The sequence below is a fragment of the Trebonia kvetii genome, assembly GCF_007827045.1.
In the GTDB taxonomy this organism is placed as follows: Bacteria; Actinomycetota; Actinomycetes; order Streptosporangiales; family Streptosporangiaceae; genus Trebonia; species Trebonia kvetii.
Window position 1 is genome coordinate 251,626 of sequence record NZ_RPFW01000009.1, and the last position, 16,954, is coordinate 268,579.

The 16,954-nt window shown below is 69.9% G+C and carries 15 protein-coding genes; 5 read left to right on the plus strand and 10 right to left on the minus strand.

The window, feature by feature from the left end:
* Positions 1-100: 100 nt before the first annotated feature.
* The 3 genes from EAS64_RS37905 to EAS64_RS37915 all read left to right on the plus strand — a co-directional run bounded on the left by EAS64_RS37905 (position 101) and on the right by EAS64_RS37915 (position 3,612).
* Positions 101-1,654: a GMC oxidoreductase gene (locus EAS64_RS37905; protein ID WP_145861195.1), complete on the plus strand. Its 1,554-nt coding sequence runs from the start codon at positions 101-103 to the stop codon at positions 1,652-1,654.
* 73 nt (positions 1,655-1,727) lie between these two features.
* Entirely contained in the window at positions 1,728-2,642 is a 915-nt protein-coding gene (locus tag EAS64_RS37910; RefSeq protein ID WP_222849901.1) for a DUF389 domain-containing protein, read from the plus strand.
* Positions 2,643-2,646: 4 nt separating this feature from the next.
* Complete coding sequence (locus tag EAS64_RS37915; RefSeq protein WP_222849902.1) at positions 2,647-3,612, plus strand: cyclase family protein; 966 nt, start codon at positions 2,647-2,649, stop codon at positions 3,610-3,612.
* A 40-nt stretch (positions 3,613-3,652) separates the two neighbouring features.
* Here the strand turns inward: EAS64_RS37915 and EAS64_RS44200 are convergent, their stop codons facing one another.
* From EAS64_RS44200 to EAS64_RS37940, 7 genes are all read right to left on the minus strand, one after another.
* Positions 3,653-3,793, minus strand: coding sequence for a hypothetical protein (locus tag EAS64_RS44200; protein ID WP_187366472.1), 141 nt, complete (start codon positions 3,791-3,793; stop codon positions 3,653-3,655).
* Between the two features lie 5 nt (positions 3,794-3,798).
* Positions 3,799-5,211, minus strand: a complete 1,413-nt coding sequence (locus EAS64_RS37920) for an NAD(P)/FAD-dependent oxidoreductase (RefSeq protein ID WP_145861196.1) — start codon at positions 5,209-5,211, stop codon at positions 3,799-3,801.
* A gap of 105 nt (positions 5,212-5,316) precedes the next feature.
* Positions 5,317-6,456, minus strand: coding sequence for a cation:proton antiporter domain-containing protein (locus EAS64_RS37925; protein ID WP_222849903.1), 1,140 nt, complete (start codon positions 6,454-6,456; stop codon positions 5,317-5,319).
* A 56-nt stretch (positions 6,457-6,512) separates the two neighbouring features.
* Positions 6,513-6,650, minus strand: a complete 138-nt coding sequence (locus EAS64_RS45270; RefSeq protein WP_222849904.1) for a hypothetical protein — start codon at positions 6,648-6,650, stop codon at positions 6,513-6,515.
* A 251-nt stretch (positions 6,651-6,901) separates the two neighbouring features.
* Positions 6,902-7,561, minus strand: coding sequence for a hypothetical protein (locus EAS64_RS37930; protein WP_145861198.1), 660 nt, complete (start codon positions 7,559-7,561; stop codon positions 6,902-6,904).
* Positions 7,562-7,613: 52 nt separating this feature from the next.
* Positions 7,614-9,497 carry a glycoside hydrolase family 15 protein gene (locus EAS64_RS37935; protein ID WP_145861200.1) on the minus strand — a complete coding sequence of 628 codons (1,884 nt, stop codon included), beginning with the start codon at positions 9,495-9,497 and terminating at the stop codon, positions 7,614-7,616.
* Between the two features lie 109 nt (positions 9,498-9,606).
* On the minus strand, positions 9,607-10,737 hold the full coding sequence (locus EAS64_RS37940) for a steroid 3-ketoacyl-CoA thiolase (protein ID WP_145861202.1): 1,131 nt from the start codon (positions 10,735-10,737) through the stop codon (positions 9,607-9,609).
* Between the two features lie 116 nt (positions 10,738-10,853).
* Between EAS64_RS37940 and EAS64_RS37945 the strand changes: the two genes are divergently transcribed.
* Entirely contained in the window at positions 10,854-12,083 is a 1,230-nt protein-coding gene (locus EAS64_RS37945; RefSeq protein WP_145861204.1) for a cytochrome P450, read from the plus strand.
* Here the strand turns inward: EAS64_RS37945 and EAS64_RS37950 are convergent.
* Genes EAS64_RS37950 through EAS64_RS37960 form a run of 3 tightly spaced genes read right to left on the minus strand, consistent with a single transcriptional unit; the run spans position 12,067 to position 15,265 of the window.
* The gene (locus EAS64_RS37950; protein ID WP_246116073.1) at positions 12,067-13,248 is read right to left on the minus strand and encodes a thiolase family protein; all 1,182 of its coding nucleotides are present in this window, start codon (positions 13,246-13,248) and stop codon (positions 12,067-12,069) included. The genes EAS64_RS37945 and EAS64_RS37950 overlap by 17 nt on opposite strands.
* A complete protein-coding gene (locus tag EAS64_RS37955; RefSeq protein WP_145861205.1) occupies positions 13,245-14,300 on the minus strand; it encodes a thiolase family protein in 1,056 nt (351 codons plus the stop codon). Before EAS64_RS37955 ends, EAS64_RS37950 begins: the two co-directional genes overlap by 4 nt.
* On the minus strand, positions 14,297-15,265 hold the full coding sequence (locus EAS64_RS37960; protein WP_246116074.1) for a Zn-ribbon domain-containing OB-fold protein: 969 nt from the start codon (positions 15,263-15,265) through the stop codon (positions 14,297-14,299). The genes EAS64_RS37955 and EAS64_RS37960 overlap by 4 nt, the downstream gene beginning before the upstream one ends.
* Positions 15,266-15,334: 69 nt before the next feature.
* Between EAS64_RS37960 and EAS64_RS37965 the strand changes: the two genes are divergently transcribed.
* Entirely contained in the window at positions 15,335-16,897 is a 1,563-nt protein-coding gene (locus EAS64_RS37965) for an acyl-CoA synthetase (RefSeq protein ID WP_222849905.1), read from the plus strand.
* Positions 16,898-16,954 lie beyond the last annotated feature (57 nt).

Here is a 16,954-nt window from a genome sequence, read left to right on the forward strand (position 1 = left end):
TCGCTCCGATGTGGGTATTGCCGGCCGCGGGCCCGCGGCCGGGCGGCTTTAGCCCGGATGAGGGGATGCCAGGCACCGTCAAGGCGGCGATGGTAGGCGTATGACCGAGAGCTATGACGTAATCATCATCGGATCCGGGGCCGGCGGCGGGACGCTCGCGCACGGGCTCGCCGACTCGGGCAAGCGCATCCTGCTGTTGGAACGCGGCGACTTCCTGCCTCGCGAGCTAGACAACTGGGACCCGAAACCGGTGTTCGCTGACGGCAAGTACATCTCCAAGGACACCTGGTACGACCGCGACGGCAAGGCGTTCCAGCCGCAGGTCCACTATTTCGTCGGCGGGGCGACCAAGCTGTACGGCGCTGCCCTGTACCGGCTGCGCCCGCAGGACTTCGAAGAGATCAAGCATGTCAGCGGGATCTCGCCGGCCTGGCCGCTGTCCTACGACGATTTCGAGCCCTGGTACTCCAAGGCCGAGCAGATGTACCAGGTCCACGGCAACGGAGGCGAGGACCCGACCGAGGGTCACCGCAGCGAGCCCTACCCCTGGCCCGCTGTCTCGCACGAGCCCAGGATCCAGGAGCTGTACGACGACCTCGGCAAGGGCGGCTACCACGCGTTCCACGCACCCTGCGGGATCATGCTGGACGAGGCCGACCGGCCAAGGAGCACTTGCATCCGCTGCACCTGGTGTGACGGCTACCCGTGCCTGGTGCATGCCAAGGCCGACGCCGAGGTCATCGCGGTCAGGCCGCTGCTTGACCGTCCCAACGTCACCCTGCTTACCGGCGCCGAGGTGACAAAGCTGGAGACCGACGGCTCCGGCCGCACGGTCACCGGAGTCGTGGTGTCAAGGAACGGGGAGCGCGAGGTCTACCAGGGCGACATCGTGGCGATCTCCGCCGGGGCCGCCAACAGCGCGAAGATCCTGCTCAATTCGGCCAACGACACACACCCGAACGGCCTGGCGAACGGGTCGGATCAAGTGGGACGCAACTACACGTTCCACAACTGCAAGGCGATCGTGTCCCTGTCCAAGGAGAAGAACGACACCATCTTCCAGAAGACGCTGGGCATCAACGACTTCTACCTCCCGACCAAGGACTACCAGTGGCCGATGGGCAACATCCAGATGATCGGGAAGTCCAACGCCGAGGCGATGCGGGGCGAGCAGCCAGAGAAGACGATGTTCGCACCAGAATGGACTCTGTCCGACGTGGCCGAACACGCGGTGGACTGGTGGCTGACCACCGAGGACCTGCCGGTGCCAGAGAACCGGGTGACCACCGACTCCGGCGGCAACATCCACCTCGCCTACTCATCGACCAACGACGAGGAGGCCGATCGCCTCTATGGTGAGCTGAAGAAGGTGCTCAACCACGTGGGGATGGCCGCGCACCACGTGCTGCGCAAGAACTTCTACATGGACATGGCCATCCCGCTGGCGGGCTGCGCCCACCAGGCCGGCACCTGCCGGTTCGGCGCAGACCCGGCCACCTCGGTCCTCGACGTTAACTGCAAGGCCCACGAACTCGACAACCTCTACGTCGTGGACACGAGCTTCTTCCCCAGCATCGGGGCGGTGAACCCGGCGCTGACCGCGATCGCCAACGCCCTGCGGGTCGGTGACCACCTGCTGAGCCGCATGGCATAGCCGGACCGGGGCGTGCGCAGTGATCCATCTGAGAGTGGTCAGCCTGCCGGACATCACCGGGACTGTGATGCCTATGCTCCGCTCGGAGCCCGGGGTGATCAACCTGACCCTGCACCCCGATGCCGTCAGGCATCCCGACGGGGACGCGGTGCACTTCGACGTCCTGCACGGGGCGGCCAATGATGTCATCGAGCGGCTGCGCGGCCTAGGGGTGGAAGAGCGTGGCTCCATAATCCTGGAAAATGTCGACACTTCGATCTCCGCGCACGCCGGCCGCGTCGCGGCCAAGCGGACGCGGTACCAGCAGTTCACGCCCGTCTGGGCCGAGGTCGAGGGCCGGATCGCGCTGGAGGGGAGCTTCCCGCCGAGCTGGTACGTCCTGCTGGTCATCGCGGGACTCATCGGAGCCATCGGGATCGTCACGAACTCGCAGATCCTTATCGTCGGCGCGATGGTCGTCGGCCCGGAATACGGTGCCATCCTCAGCCTCGCGTACGGCTTGATCAACCGCGATTCATCCCGGGTACGGCGCGGCGCGGGCGCGCTGGTATTCGGCTTCGCCCTCGCCATGGTCTTCGCGCTGCTCCTATCGCTGGTCATCCGGGGGGCCGGGCTGGAGTCCAGGGCCTATGAAGCCGGTCTCCGCCCGGTCTCCGCCCTGATCGACACCCCTAACTGGCTGTCCTTCATGGTCGCGCTGCTGGCCGGCGCGGTCGGCGTCGTTTCGCTGACCGAAGCACGGTCAAGCACGCTGATCGGGGTATTCATCTCGGTGACCACCATCCCGGCGGCATCGGACGTCGGGGTGTCGCAGGCCTTCGGCAGCGACAGCGAGGCCCGGGGATCGGCCCTCCAGCTCCTGCTTAACGTCGTGGTCCTGACAGCTGTCGCGACTGTCGGTATCCCGGTACAGCGGGCCATCTGGCTACGGGCTGCCCGGCGGGCCACGGCGGCGGTACCACCCAAGCTGCAGCAAACCGGAGGGTAATGGCATGACAGGCACCCCGCGCGCCTCCGCCGGCCCGGCGGCTTCCTTGTCCGGCCCGATGACGGAGGCAGAGTTCCGTTCGATATACGACCGGCTGCGTCGCCAGCTGCCCTGGGGCCCGGACGACAGGCGCGGAGCGCTGAACTACATCACGCCGGACGAGGTGCGCGCCGCCCTGAGTGAGGTGCAGCTGGGCCGGACCGTGCCACTAGCAGCCCCGATAGAGGACTGGCCGGCGGCCGACAACCCAGAGCCCGCCCGGCATGAGATGAAAGAGCCGCTTGGGGCCGACGCCGGTCGGGGAGTGTTCTTCGGCATGGACCGGATCGCGATGAACATCCACGGCAACGCCGACAGTCACATCGACGCCCTGTGCCACGTGATGTTCGATGGCACCCTGTACAACGGTGTGCCCGCGGATACCGTCGGCGAGCACGGAGCGGCCGAGCTGTCCATCGACGTCGCGGCGGACGGCATCGTCGGGCGTGGGGTGCTGCTCGACATACCGCGCTCCCGTGGCGTCCAGTGGCTGGAGCCGGGCGACAGCGTGACGGTGGACGACGTGCTGGCGGCCGAGCGGGACCAGAGCGTTCGGGCCGGCCGGGGCGACATCGTGTTCGTGCGCGTGGGGCACCGCCGCCGGCGAAACGAGCAGGGCCCGTGGGACGCGGCGCAGGCGCGGGCCGGGCTGCACCCCAGCGTGCTGCCGGTGCTGGCGGAGCGCCAGATCGCCGTCCTGGGCGGCGACGGCAACAATGACACAGCTCCGAGCGTCGTCGCGGGCGTCGGTTTCCCTGTGCACGTGCTCGCCGTCAACGCGCTAGGCCTCCACCTGCTCGACTACCTGCAGTTCACCAGCCTGGCGAGCACGTGCGCGGCGGCCGGCCGCTGGTCGTTCCTGTGCGTCATCGCGCCGCTGCGGCTGCCCACCGGCACCGGCTCGCCGGTCAACCCGATCGCCGTCTTGTAGCGGGCGCTCCCCGCATTGACCGCAGCCCGGGCGCAAGCCTTCACGCGGGCACGCGGCCGATTGGTGCCAGCGCGCCTTCGATCGTGTCGGCCACTACCGGCGTGCCCGCGGGGACCTGGCCGCGCAGCCGGGTGAGCAGTCGCCGGCCCGGGGGCCGCGGACCGATCCCCTCGATCGCCACCTCAGTCACCCCGATGGAGGCCTGGTGGCGGGCTCGGCCGCCGGTCGCGGCTCGGGTGCGGCTGCCTGGCGCGGAACGTCGCGCGGCAGCGCCGCGGTGTCCGCTTGGCGACTGTAGATCCCGGCCGCCGTCGGCGCGTCGTCGATGGTGAAGGCGCGTTCCCTGCGCAGGTCACGCGTGAAGGCGAACCACCAGCTGACGAGCGCTCCGAGGCGGTTGCGGAAGCCGGTGAGGAAGCCGATGTGGATGAACAGCCAGACCACCCAGCCGGGAAAACCGCCGAAGTTCATCTTGAACGCGGAGACGACGGCGTGGCCGCGGGAGATGTAGGCGGCCGAGCCGAGGTCGTGGTAGCGGAACGGCTTGTCATACGTCTGGCCCTGCGCCTCATGCGTGATCCGGTGGCCGGCGTACAGGCCTGTCTGCATGGCGACCTCGGCGACCCCGGGCAGTTTGTCCAGGCTCATCATGTCGCCGGCTACCAGAATGTCCGGATGGCCGGGCAGGGACAGGTCCGGTCCGCAGACCAGGCGGCCCGCCCGGTCCTGCGCGGCGCCGGTTGCCTCGGCCACCGCCTTGGCTAGCGGCGGCGCCGCCACCCCCGCGGTCCACAAGATGTTGCCCGCCACGTACCGGGTCACGTTGCCCTCGTGATCCTTGACGTCCAGGCCATCAGCGTCCACATGGGTGACCAGCGAGCCCATGTGCATCTCGACCCCCAGCTTGCGCAGCTGGCGGGCGGCCAGCGCGGACAGTTTCGGCCCGAACGCCGCCAGCGGGGCGCTCCCGCCGTCGAACAGCATGACCTTGGCGTCCTCCGGCCGGATATGCCGGTACTCGCGGCGCAGCGTCTTGGTGGCGACCTCCCGGATCTGCCCGGCCAGTTCCACCCCGGTGGGTCCCGCGCCCACCAGGGCAAAGGTGAGCCATTTGGCGCGTTCCGCGGGGTCGTCGGCGGACTCGGCCATTTCGAACGACCCGAACACCCGGCGGCGGATCTTCCTGGCGTCCTCAATGGTCTTCATTCCGGGCGCGACCGCGGCGTACTCGTCATGCCCGAAATAGGACTGCCGGACGCCGGCGGCCAGGATGAGATAGTCGTAGCCGAGTTCGATCGGCTCGCCAAGCGGCCGCCGCGCCAGTACCTTGCGGCTGTCCGCGTCGATCCCGGTCACCTCGGCCACCATGAACTCCACGTTGCCGCGCTTCTTCAGCAGTTCCCGCAACGGTGTCGCGATCTTCCCCTCAGACACGATGCCGGTGGCGTACTGGTACAGCATCGGCTGAAATAGATGATGCTCAGCGCGGTCGAGCAGAGTCACCTGGACCGGCGCGCGGCTGAGCGCCCGCGCCGCGAACAAGCCGGCGAACCCGCCGCCAACGATCACTACCCGGCGGCTGCCGGACGCCTCGGCCATGGCTCACCCCGACCTTTCGTTGCTCCGTACGATCTTCGGGCCTCCACTGCCATGCTGATCGCGCGAGAGTCGCCGGTCATCGCCCTGATGAAGGTATAGGCGGCTTCAGCGGGGTGTGCTAACCCGGCCCTGGCTGAGCAGGACAACGGTTTCTCCGGGCCGCGGCGACGGCTGGGCGGTGCGGGTCGCCGGCTCCAGATGGCCATCGCCGCGCAACACGAATAGCAGGTCAGAGCCGTCCGGGACGGGGTGGTGGTCAGCCGGGCGGGCGATTATCCGCGCACCGTCGGCGTACCGGGCAGCGAGCGCCGTGCGGCTGAGGTCGTCGGCGAACAGGATGTCCCCGCCCATGAACGGCGCCACGACCCCGTGCGCTTGGCTGGGCGGACCCAGCCGGTACACCTGGACTTCGCCTTCTTCCCCGGCCCGCAGCACGGTCGACGCCAGCGCGTTGAAGTCGTCCTCGTCGGTGAGCAGGAGCACCGCGGTCACTCCCTCGAGCTGCGCGCCCTGCCCGGTGGCGGACGCGAGCAGCTCGCCTTGGGCCAGCTCGAGATGCGCCTTCCTGATGTGTGCCCGCTCGTCCTCATGCCCGGCCCACACCAGCACGTCAAGGCCAGTGGATTGCAGCGCACAGCCAAGCTCGACCACCCACGGGGCGCCCCCGACGAGCAGCGTCCGGGCCCGCGGCTTGTTCAGTACGCCAACGGCGCGCGCGACCGGTGCGGCCGACAAGCCATAGACGGCCACCGTTACCGCGATGACCAGGAAGGTAACGGGCAGGATCTTCGACGCACCCCCGACCCCGTGCGCGGACAGCGTCGCGGAGAACGTTGTCGCGGTCGCCGCCGCGACGATGCCGCGCGGTGCCATCCAGCCGGTGAACGCGCGCTCGCCGCGGCTCAGTTCGGTCCGCGGCGTGGCGAGCGCGGCCACGATCGGCCGCACGGCGAGCACGAGCACCGCGACCAGGCCGATCGTCGGCAGCACCAGGTGGCGCAGCGACGCCGGGGTGATGGTCGCGGAGATCGAGACGAACAGCAGCCCGATGACCAGTTGCACGAGCGTCTCGAAGAACGGGCGGCGCGCCGGCATGTCAAACGAGCGCATGTTCGCCACCGCCACGCCCATGATGATCGCGGCGATCAGTCCCGCGTCGTCGCGGAGGATGTCACAGCCCGCCGCGACGCCGACGACGACCGCGAGCTGGGCGCTCGTGCCTAGCACTTCGCCGAGCTCGAGCACGCGCAGCAGCAGCCACAGGGCCGCGGTGCCCGCGATCGCTCCGGCCAGGCCGATGCCTAGAACAGGCCGAGCTGGCTGCCGAGGTGCCTGTGCGTGCCCGCGAGCACGCCGTGCAGTACGACGGCGCCGAGAATGCCGCCCACCGGGTCGATCAGCGACCCCTCCCAGGCCAGCACCCGCTGCAGCCGTTCCACCGGGCGGACGAAGGCGAGCAGCGGGATGACGACCGTGGGGCCCGATACAACCAGGATGGCCCCGAGCTCCAGGGCGGCTCGGCTGGAACGCGGGCCCGAGGAGCCGGCTCGGATTGACGTCGCTGGTCAGCAGCCCGGCAATGAATCCCGCCGGAAGCATGACGATCAGTGCCGGGATACGCAGCCGGCTGGCCAGCACCTGCGAGCCCACCGCGAGCACCACGATGAGACTCACCCCGGTCAAGACCTGGTCAGTGGTCATGGCCGGCGCGGAGAATATCCAAGCTCAGCGCCAGGATCCAGGCGGGGAACACCAATTCCGCCCACGGGCTGATCCCTATCCCGACCAGCAGCACCACCGCACAAGCCAGCCCTGCCAGGGTGACCCACCGGGAGACGATCCTGGTGCGGCGCGCGATGGTCACCGTGGTGAGCGTGAACACCGCCGCCATCCGCATGGAGTAGACGTTCAGCAGGCTCGTGGTGACGTTGCGGCCCAGCGCCAGGGTGCCCGGCAGCGCCGTCGATGTTGCGCTCGCCACGAGGCTGCCGGCCACGGCCGCGCCCACGAACAGCATGCCAACGAACAACAGGCCGCTGCCGAGGAACACGGTCGAGAAGAAGCGGTCCTCGCGTTCGCCGATCCTGTCGCGCACCACCCCCATGAACCACAAGAAGGCAATCCCGGCAAACGGGACGAGGTTAAGCCCGATGGCCAGCGCGGTACGGTGCGCGGAATCGGTCAGCCACGTCCCGGCGACGGCGGGACTGGGCGGGGCCGAGAGCCGCAGCAGCGTTAGCGCGGTGATCAGGAGGACGGAGAAGATGATGCCGGCGACTGACGCCGCCCGGGGTGTTCTCAGCGCGCTCCCGGCTTCAGCCCGATCGGGGCCCGTGGCTGCCTCTGTCATGAGCTGCGACCGGGGTGAGCCATGCAGCTGCATGGCTCACCCCGACCCGTCGTCAGACGGATGCGGCCAGCTGCTCGATGGCGGCGATCCGCTCTGGGTGGGCGGCGCGCCGCTCGAGCTCGCGGTTGAGGGTGAGCGCGGAGTTGATCAGCGACAGATGGGTGAACGCCTGCGGGAAGTTGCCGAGCTGGTCGCCGGTTGGCCCGATCTCCTCGGAGAACAGGCCCAGGTGGTTGCCGTAGGTCTGCATCTTCTCGAAGGTGAGGATGGCATCGTCCAGTCGCCCGGAGCGGGCCAGGGCGTCGACGTAGAGGAAGGTGCACAGGGAGAAGGTGCCCTCGTCGCCGTGCAGCCCGTCGGGCGAGGCTGCGGGGTTGTACCGGTAGACGAGGCTGTCGGAGACCAGCTGCTTGTCCATGGCGCGCAGCGTGGACTGCCACATCGGGTCCTGGGGTGCGACGAAGCCTTCGAGCGGCATGAACAGCAGCGCGGAGTCGAGCACGTCGGTGCTGTAATGCTGGGTGAACGCGCCGACGTTCTTGTTCCAGCCGCGGTCCATGATCTGGTTGTACAGGCGGTCTCGTTCGACCACCCACTTGGCCAGATTGGAGGGCCGTCCGGTGTCCCCGGCCAGCCGGATCGCGCGGTCGAGGGCTACCCAGCACTGGAACCGGCCGTAGGTGAAGTCCTTGCGGCCGCCGCGGGTTTCCCAGACCCCCTCGTCGGGCTGGTCCCAGTTGTCCGCGACCCAGTCGACGATCTGCGACAGTTCCTGCCAGCCGCGGTGGCCGATCTGCGCGCCCTGCTCAGCGAAGTAATAGAGCGCGTCGAGCGCCTCGCCGTAGATGTCCAGCTGCAGCTGGTCGGCGGCGCCGTTGCCGATGCGGACCGGCCGCGAGCCACGCCAGCCCTCGAAGTGCTCCAGGGTCTCCTCCACCAGATCGGATGTCCCGTCGACCCGGTACATGATCTTCAGCGGGCCGGAGGCGCTCCCGGCCTGCTCGGCGACCCGGTCGCGCAGCCACAGGTTGAATCGGCCGGCTTCCACCAGGTAGCCCAGGTTGGCCAGGGCGTGCATGGTCAGGGAACCGTCCCTGATCCAGGTGAACCGGTAGTCCCAGTTCCGCTCGCCGCCGGTCTGCTCGGGCAGCCCGAACGTCGCGGCGGCTACCGGCGCGCCGGTCGGCTCATAGGTCAGCAGCTTGAGGGTCATCGCCGAGCGGCTGACCATCTCCCGCCAGCGTCCCTGGTAGGTGGAACGGCCTACCCAGGACTTCCAGTAGGCCGCGGTGTCGTCGGCCATCTGGTCCAGTTCGGCGGCCGTCATGGCCTTCGGCTTCCCGCCCGCCGACTCGAGCATCACACCGCGCCCGCTCTCGCCTTCGCGCATCTCGAACACCGCGCGCAGCCCGTCGCCGGCCTGTTCCACCTTGGCCCTCTCGCTGGGTGTCTCGCGCATGCCCGCGACGTGCAGCGTCAGCACCATCCCGTCGTCGGCGCGGAACACCGCGCCCTCCTCCGCCAGCTCGACCGTGTGCTTGGCGCGGCCGTAGTTGAACCGGGGCTGGATCTGCAGCTCGAACCGCATGGTGCCGCGGGCCACCCGCAGGTGCCGGACCAGCCGGTGCCGGTCCGTGGGTGCGCCCTCGATGACCGGCATGAAGTCGAGTACCTCGCCGACCCCGTCCTTCGTCATGAACCGGGTGATAAGCATCGCGGTGTCGGGAAAGTAGAGCTGTTTGGTCACGTAGCCGTCGGCGGCCGGCTTGATGCTGAAGTGGCCGCCGCGCTCCGCGTCGACCAGCGACGCGAAGACGCTCGGTGAGTCGAAACGGGGGCAGCAGAAGAAGTCCACGGTGCCGTCGCTTGTTACCAGCGCGGCTGTCTGCAGGTCGCCGATGAGCCCGTGCTCACTGATGTCCGGGTACCGATCCACGAAAGTCTCCTTCGCGCCAGTTCACGTGTACCCGTCCACCGTCACCCCCCGCAAGGCGGCCTGGCATCCCTCCGATCGGGGGATTTCAGCGCGAGTCGCGGATGCGGCGTCACACGCGCTCGATGATGGTGGCGGTGGCCATGGCCCCGCCGGCGCACATGCTGATCAGGGCGGTGCTCGCGTCGCGCCGCTCAAGCTCGTGCAGCGCGGAAGTGATCAGCCGGGCGCCGGTCGCGCCCACCGGGTGCCCCAGGGCGATCGCCCCGCCGTTGACGTTTACCTTGTCCTCGTCGGGCCGCAGCACGCGCCGCCACGACAGCACCACGGAAGCGAACGCCTCATTGACCTCGAACAGGTCGATGTCCGCGAGCGTCATGCCGCTGGCCGCCAGGACCCGCTCCGTCGCCGCGACCGGACCGTCAAGGTGGTAGTACGGTTCCGCGCCGATAAGGCACTGGGCGACGATCCTGGCGCGCGGCCGCAGGCCGAGCGCCCGCGCCCGGCCGGCGTCGGCCAGCAGCACGGCGGCCGCGCCGTCGGAGATCTGCGAGGACGTCCCCGCCGTGTGCAGCCCGCCCTCAACCACCGGAGTGAGCCGGGCCAGCGCGTCCAGGCTGGTCGCCCGCAGGCCCTCGTCCCTGTCGACCAGCCCGCCCGACGCCTTCAGCGGCGTGATCTCCCGGCCGAAGCGCCCCTGGGCCCAGGCGGCCTGAGCCAGCGTCTGCGAGCGCAGGCCGAAGGCGTCGATCTCCGCGCGCGTCAGGCCGCGGCGTCCGGCTATCCGCTCCGCGGCGACGAACTGGTTCGGCAGGTCGATGTCCCAGGTGTCCGGCCGAGGCGTCCCGACCCCGGTGCCCACGTTCGAGCGCAGCGGCACCCGCGACATGACCTCCACCCCGCAGCCGACGCCGACGCCGATCGCGCCGGCCGCGATGAGGCCGGCGATCAGGTGAACGGCCTGCTGCCCGGAACCGCACTGGGCGTCGAGGGTCAGGCAGCCCGTCTGGTACGGCAGGCCGGCGTGCAGCCACGCGGTCCTCGTGACGTTGTTCGACTGCTCGCCTGCCTGCGTCACGCAGCCGCCGGCGACCTGCTCGGCCGCCGCGGGGTCCAGGCCGGCCCGGTCGAGCAGCGCGACCTGCGCGGCGCCGAGGATTTCCGCGGCGTGCAGGCCCGCGAGCACCCCGCCGCGCCTGCCTATCGGAGTGCGCACAGCCTCGACGATCACCGCGGTACCCACCACGATCACCTTCCCATCGATGGAACGCGTTACTGGCTATGGTTCAGTCGGACAAGCCCGTGTACCCTACCTAAAATAGAACATGTTTCAATTTCGGGCATCACCTGGAGGCGGTCATGGCCGGACCGGACATCCCGCAGGGCTTCGACTTCACCGACCCTGACCTCTACGCCAGCCGGGTTCCGGCCGAGGAATTCGCCGAGCTGCGCCGGGCGGCCCCGGTCTGGTGGAACGCCCAGCGCCGCGGCTCCGCGGGCTTCGATGACGACGGCTACTGGGCGGTGACCAGGCACGCCGACATCCTCGAGGCCTCCAGGCGCAGCGACCTGTACTCCAGCTGGGAGAACACCGCGCTGATCCGGTTCCATGAGGGCATCACCAGGGACGCGATCGAGATGCAGCGGGTGATCCTGCTCAACATCGACCCGCCGGAGCACACCAAGGTGCGCGGCATCGTGTCCCGCGGCTTCACGCCGAAGGCGGTCCGCGGCATGCGGGACAACCTGCGCGAGCGCGCCGGGCGGATCGTCGCCACGGCGCTGGCCGAGGGAACCGGCGACTTCGTCACGGACGTCGCCTGCGAGCTGCCGCTGCAGGCGATCGCGGAGCTGATCGGCGTTCCGCAGGAGGACAGGAAGAAGATCTTCCAGTGGTCCAACCAGATGGTCGGCTCGGATGACCCGGAGTATGCGGCCGAGGGGATCGAGGCGGCGATGGAGCTGCTCGCGTACGCCATGGAGATGGCCGAGGACCGGGCGGCGAACCCGCGCGACGACATCATCACCAAGCTGGTCAACGCGGAGATCGACGGTGAGCAGCTGTCGTCGGACGAGTTCGGCTACTTTGTGCTGATGCTCGCGGTGGCGGGCAACGAGACCACCCGCAACGCGATCTCCCACGGCATGCAGGCCTTCTTCGACAACCCCGACCAGTGGGAGCTGTTCAAGGCGCAGCGGCCGGAGACGGCGGCCGACGAGATCATCAGGTGGGGCACGCCGGTCACGGTGTTCCAGCGCACCGCGCTCGCCGACACCGAGCTCGGCGGAGAGCGGATCAGGCAGGGGCAGCGGGTCGGCCTGTTCTACCGGTCAGCGAACTTCGACGAGGACGTCTTCGACCATCCGGAGCGGTTCGACATCCTCCGCGACCCCAACCCGCACGTCGGCCTTGGCGGGTTCGGCGCGCATTACTGCCTGGGCGCCAGCCTCGCCAAGCTTGAGATCGGGCTGATCTTCAACGCCATCGCCGACGCAATGCCGGACATCCGCCCGGCCGGCCAGCCGGAGCGGCTGCGCTCCGGCTGGCTCAACGGCATCAAGCACCTGCCGGTCAGCTACCGGATTTAGTGCTGGAGACCACCCACATCGAGAAGTACTGCGACCCGCCGCCGTAGGCGTGCCCGAGCGCGGTCCGTGCCCCGGCCACCTGGTGCGCGCCCGCCTTGCCCATCACCTGCATGGCTGCCTCGGCGAAGCGGAGCAGTCCTGAGGCACCGATCGGGTTCGACGACAGCACCCCGCCTGAGGGGTTGACCGGCAGCTTCCCGCCGAGCGCGGTCTCGCCCGCCGCGGTCAGCCGCCAGCCTTCGCCGGGCTCGGCGAAGCCAAGGTTCTCCAGCCACATCGGCTCGAACCAGGAGAACGGCACGTAGATCTCGGCCACGTCGATCTCGTCGATCGGTGACGTGATCCCGGCCTGCCGCCAGAGCGCGGCCGCGGCCGCGAGGCCCGCCGCCGGGTTCACCGGGTCCTTGCCCGCGAACATCGTCGGCTCGGTCCGCATCGCGGTCGCCCGGATCCACGCCACGGGCCCCTGGCTGGCCAGGGCGGCCTCCTCGTCGCCGATGACCACGGCGCAGGCGCCGTCCGACGACGGGCAGGTCTCGTCGTACCGCACCGGGTCCCAGAGCATGGGGGAGGCCTGCACCGACTCCAGCGTGATGTCCGGCTGCTGCAGGTGGGCGTACGGGTTAAGCGCGCCGTTGCGCCGGTCCTTGACCGCGACCATCGCCCCGATGTCCGGCGGCGCGCCGCTGCGGCGAATGTAGGCGCGGATGTGCGGCGAGAAGTACCCGCCGGCGCCGGCCACCACCTGGATGCTGAACGGCGGCGCGATCGACAGCGCCCACATGGCGTTGGACTCCGACTGCTTCTCCCACGCCAGCCCGAGCACCCGCCGGTGGATGCCCGCCTGCACCAGGTTGGCCGTGACGATGCCGGTGGCGCCGCCGACCGAGCCCGCGGTGTGCACCCGCAGCAGCGGCTTGCCGACCGCGCCGAGCGCGTCCGCCAGGTACAGCTCGGGCATCATCACGCCCTCGAACAGGTCAGGCGCCTTTCCCACCACGACCGCGTCGATGTCGGCGAAGGTGAGCCCGGCGTCGGCAAGCGCGCGGTCCGCCGCCTCCCGGCACAGTCCCGCCATCGACACGTCGGTGCGCTTGGACTTGTGCCTGGTCTGGCCCACGCCGAGCACCGCGGCCTGCACTTTCCCCGTGCCTCCAGTTGTCACCGTGCCTCCATGGTGCAGACGAGGTTCTGCTGCAGTGCGGGCCCGCTGGTCGCGTGCCCCAGTGCCGATGACGCGTGCCCGGACATGATCGCCCGTGCCGCGCAGCCGATCCGAGCGAGCCCCGCGGCGAACATCGGGTTGCCGCAGAGCGCGCCGCCCGACGGGTTGACCTCGGTCTCGCCGTCCAGGCCGAGCGCCCGGCGCAGCAGGATCTCCTGATGGGTGAAGGGCGCGTGCAGCTCGGCGACCTGAACCGGCCGCCCGGCGAGGCGGTCCGGCCCGAGGCCGCCGCCGATGCCCGCGCTCAGCAGGTCCCTGGCGCCGAGCGATCCCGATTCGATCCGGTGCCTGAACGACGTGATCCAGGCCGGCCGCTGGCACAGCTCGCGCGCCCGCGCGCCGGCGGCGAGGATGACGACTGCGGCGCCGTCGCCCACCGGCGCGCAGTCGTGCGCCCGTAGCGGGTCGGCGACGTAGGGCGCACCGAGCAGGTCCTCAACCAGCACGTCCCCGGACACCTGCGCGGCCGGGTTCGAAACCGCGGCCGCACGGCAGCGCGCCGCGACCTCCGCCATGTCCTTCTCGGTCCACAGCCCGGCCTCGATGCCCAGCCGCGCCTGCAGCGCCGCGACCGACACCGCGTCCGGCCACAGCGGGGCGACCACATAGGGGTCCAGCTGCAGCGCGAGCACCCGCCGCAACTCGGCTCCCGAGGACTTGCCGAAGCCGTACGCCAGCGCGATCTCCGCCTCGCCGGACATGATCTTCACCCACGCCTCGTACAGCGCCCAGGCGCCGTCCATTTCCACGTGCGATTCCATGATCGGCGGGACGGCCCCGATGGCGTCCACCGCCTGCACGAAGGAAAACGCCCGCCCGGCCAGATAGTCAGATGACCCCGAGCACCAGAACCCGATGTCGCCCTTGGTCAGTCCGGTAGCGGCGTACACCTCCGCGAAGATCGGCACCAGCATCTCCACCCCGCCGGTGGTCGCGTCCTCGCGAACCCGGCAGGGCGACTGGGCGAAGCCGACGACGGCCACCTCGGTCATATATGCCTCGCGTAGGTCTCGTAGGGGGCGTCCGGCTCGCCGCTCGGCGTGAAGTGGCTGATGGTGGAGGCCGACGGTGCCCATTCGTCTCGCGGACGCCACACCGCGCGCACCCGCTTGCCGATCCGCACCTCGCCGGGCTCGCAGCCGAGTATGAGGTGCTGGAAGGCGATGTCCGCCCCGTCGAGCAGCACCGCCGCCGCCACGTACGGCGGCGTGACCTGCTGGCCGGGGTAGGCCACGTTAACGATGGAGAAGGTGGTGACGGTCCCGGTGTCCGGCAGGTCGACCTCTTCGTCGGCGGGCACGCCGTCAACCGGGCAGGTCCCGCGGGACGGGGTGTACACCTTCCCGCACGCGGGGCACCGCTGCCCGGTCAGCCGGCCTTCGGCCAGGCCCCTCAGGTAGGTGCTCTCCCCGGGCGAGGCGGTGTGCTCATAGCGCAGCCGGATCGGGGTGACGGTCATCGTCACCGGAGCGGTGCCCTCCGCGCCCTCCGCCGAGGGCTGAACAGCCGCGGGCGCATCATCGCATGGCTCAAAGCATGCGATGTCCCTGATGCTGCCGACCCGCTCGCCGGCCCAGCGCGGCCGCACCCGCATCCCGGTCCGCATCGCGGCGGCGGACCCGGCGTCGACCGCGTGCAGCATCGCGGTATCCGCGCCGTCCAGCCGGATGAGCGCCCACCCGAACGGCCGGTCGAGCGGCTGCCCGGACAGCGGCGTGTCCAGCCACGTCCAGGTCAGCACCGTCCCGGACGGGCCGACCGCGACCAGTTCCCGCGGCGGCAGGGAGGTAACCGGGTCATACTCGAACGGCGGCGAGTGCACGGTGCCGTCCGCGCTGCGCGCCCCCAGGACGCGCCCTTCCCTGAGCGCGGTCATGAACTGGCCGAGCACCGGCCCGAGCGACCGCGTGTAGTCGAACGCGATCTCCATCGGCGCCCGTAGCGGGGTAGCTGTCACCGCCTCATTGTAGAACGTGTTGCAGTTCATGGCTTGTCCCAGTTTAGAACACGTTCTAAATTGGGTTCCGTGACTGACAGTCCCTTGACTGACACCGGCTTGTGGACCATCGCAGCGCAGGCACCGGACCGCCCGGCGGTGATCGAGCCGGACGGCACGATCGTCAGCTACGCCGAACTGGCCGGCCGGGCCGACCAGATCGGCCGCGGCCTGCGGGCGCTCGGCCTTCGCTCAGGCGACTGCGTGGCCGGGATGCTGTCCAACAGTTCCGCGGCCCTCGCGTTGTTCTTCGCCGCGATGGAGACCGGGCTGTACGTGGTGCCGGTCAACTGGCACCTGGCCGCCGCCGAGGTCGCCTACATACTCGGCGACAGCGGCGCGGCCGCGTTCGTGGCGGACGAGCGGTTCGCCGCCGTCGCGGCGGCGGCGGCGGATCAGGCGGAGATCGCTGCCGCCGCCAGGTTCGCGGTCGGCGAGATCGCCGGGTTCACCTCGCTGTCCGGCCTGGGCGCGGACGACGCGGGCCGCCCGGACCAGCGCACCCAGGGCGCCCCCATGGTCTACACGTCGGGCACCTCGGGCCGTCCCAAGGGCGTGCGGCGCGTGCTCACCGGCCAGGACCCGGACACCGTCCCGGCCGCCAGCGCCTGGTTCTTCGGCCTGTTCGGCCTGGCGCCGTTCGACGGCAACGTGCACCTGTGCTGCTCGCCGCTGTACCACACGGCGGTGCTCAACTTCGCGACGATCTCACTCCAGCTCGGCCATCCGGTCGTGCTCATGGACGGGTTCGACCCGGAGGCCACGCTCGCGCTCATCGAGCGGCACCGGGTGACCCACACGCACATGGTGCCGACGCAGTTCAGGCGGCTGCACGCGCTGCCCGAGCAGGTCAGGTCGGCGTACGACGTCGGCTCCATGCGCGCCGCGATCCACAGCGCCGCGCCGTGCCCGCAGGAAGTCAAGCGGAAGATGATCGACTGGTGGGGGCCGGTGATCGTCGAGTACTACGCGGCCACCGAGGGCGGCGGCACCGGCATCACCGCTGACGAGTGGCTGAAACGGCCGGGATCGGTCGGCAGGCCCTGGCTTGGCTCCGAGGTCCGGATACTCGACGAGTGCGGCGACGACCTACCGGCCGGCCAGCCGGGCCTCGTCTACCTGCGGATGGGCGCCTCGACCTTCGACTACCACAAGGACAGGGAGAAGACCCTCGCCGCCCGCGCGCGGGGCATGTTCACGGTGGGAGACATCGGCTACCTGGACGCCGACGGCTACCTCTACCTCTGCGACCGCAAGGGAGACATGATCATCTCGGGCGGGGTCAACATCTACCCGGCGGAGATCGAGGCCGAGCTGTCCTGTCACCCGGCGGTCGCCGACGTGGCCGTGTTCGGCATTCCGCACGAGGAATGGGGCGAGGAGATCAAGGCCGTCGTGCAGCCCGCGGACGGCCGCCAGGCAGGACCGGACCTGACCGCGGAACTGCTGGCCTTCCTCGACGGCCGGATCGCCAGGTACAAACTGCCAAGGACCATCGACTACGCCGCGGAACTGCCGCGCGACCCCAACGGCAAGCTCTACAAGCGCCGCCTGCGCGACCCCTACTGGGCCGGCCGCGACCGCGCGATCTAGGAACGAACAGCGATAGTCATCCAGCGGCAGGGTGCTGGCAGTTCACCCTCCGCTGGT

What these genes read in the sequence shown, in the direction of transcription:
- EAS64_RS37905 (WP_145861195.1), top strand. Translation starts at nt 101, where the DNA reads ATGACCGAGAGCTATGACGTAATCATCATCGGATCCGGGGCCGGCGGC.
- EAS64_RS37930 (WP_145861198.1), bottom strand. Translation starts at nt 7,561, where the DNA reads ATGACAGAGGCAGCCACGGGCCCCGATCGGGCTGAAGCCGGGAGCGCG.
- EAS64_RS37915 (WP_222849902.1), top strand. Translation starts at nt 2,647, where the DNA reads ATGACAGGCACCCCGCGCGCCTCCGCCGGCCCGGCGGCTTCCTTGTCC.
- EAS64_RS37955 (WP_145861205.1), bottom strand. Translation starts at nt 14,300, where the DNA reads ATGACCGAGGTGGCCGTCGTCGGCTTCGCCCAGTCGCCCTGCCGGGTT.
- EAS64_RS37945 (WP_145861204.1), top strand. Translation starts at nt 10,854, where the DNA reads ATGGCCGGACCGGACATCCCGCAGGGCTTCGACTTCACCGACCCTGAC.
- EAS64_RS37920 (WP_145861196.1), bottom strand. Translation starts at nt 5,211, where the DNA reads ATGGCCGAGGCGTCCGGCAGCCGCCGGGTAGTGATCGTTGGCGGCGGG.
- EAS64_RS37910 (WP_222849901.1), top strand. Translation starts at nt 1,728, where the DNA reads ATGCTCCGCTCGGAGCCCGGGGTGATCAACCTGACCCTGCACCCCGAT.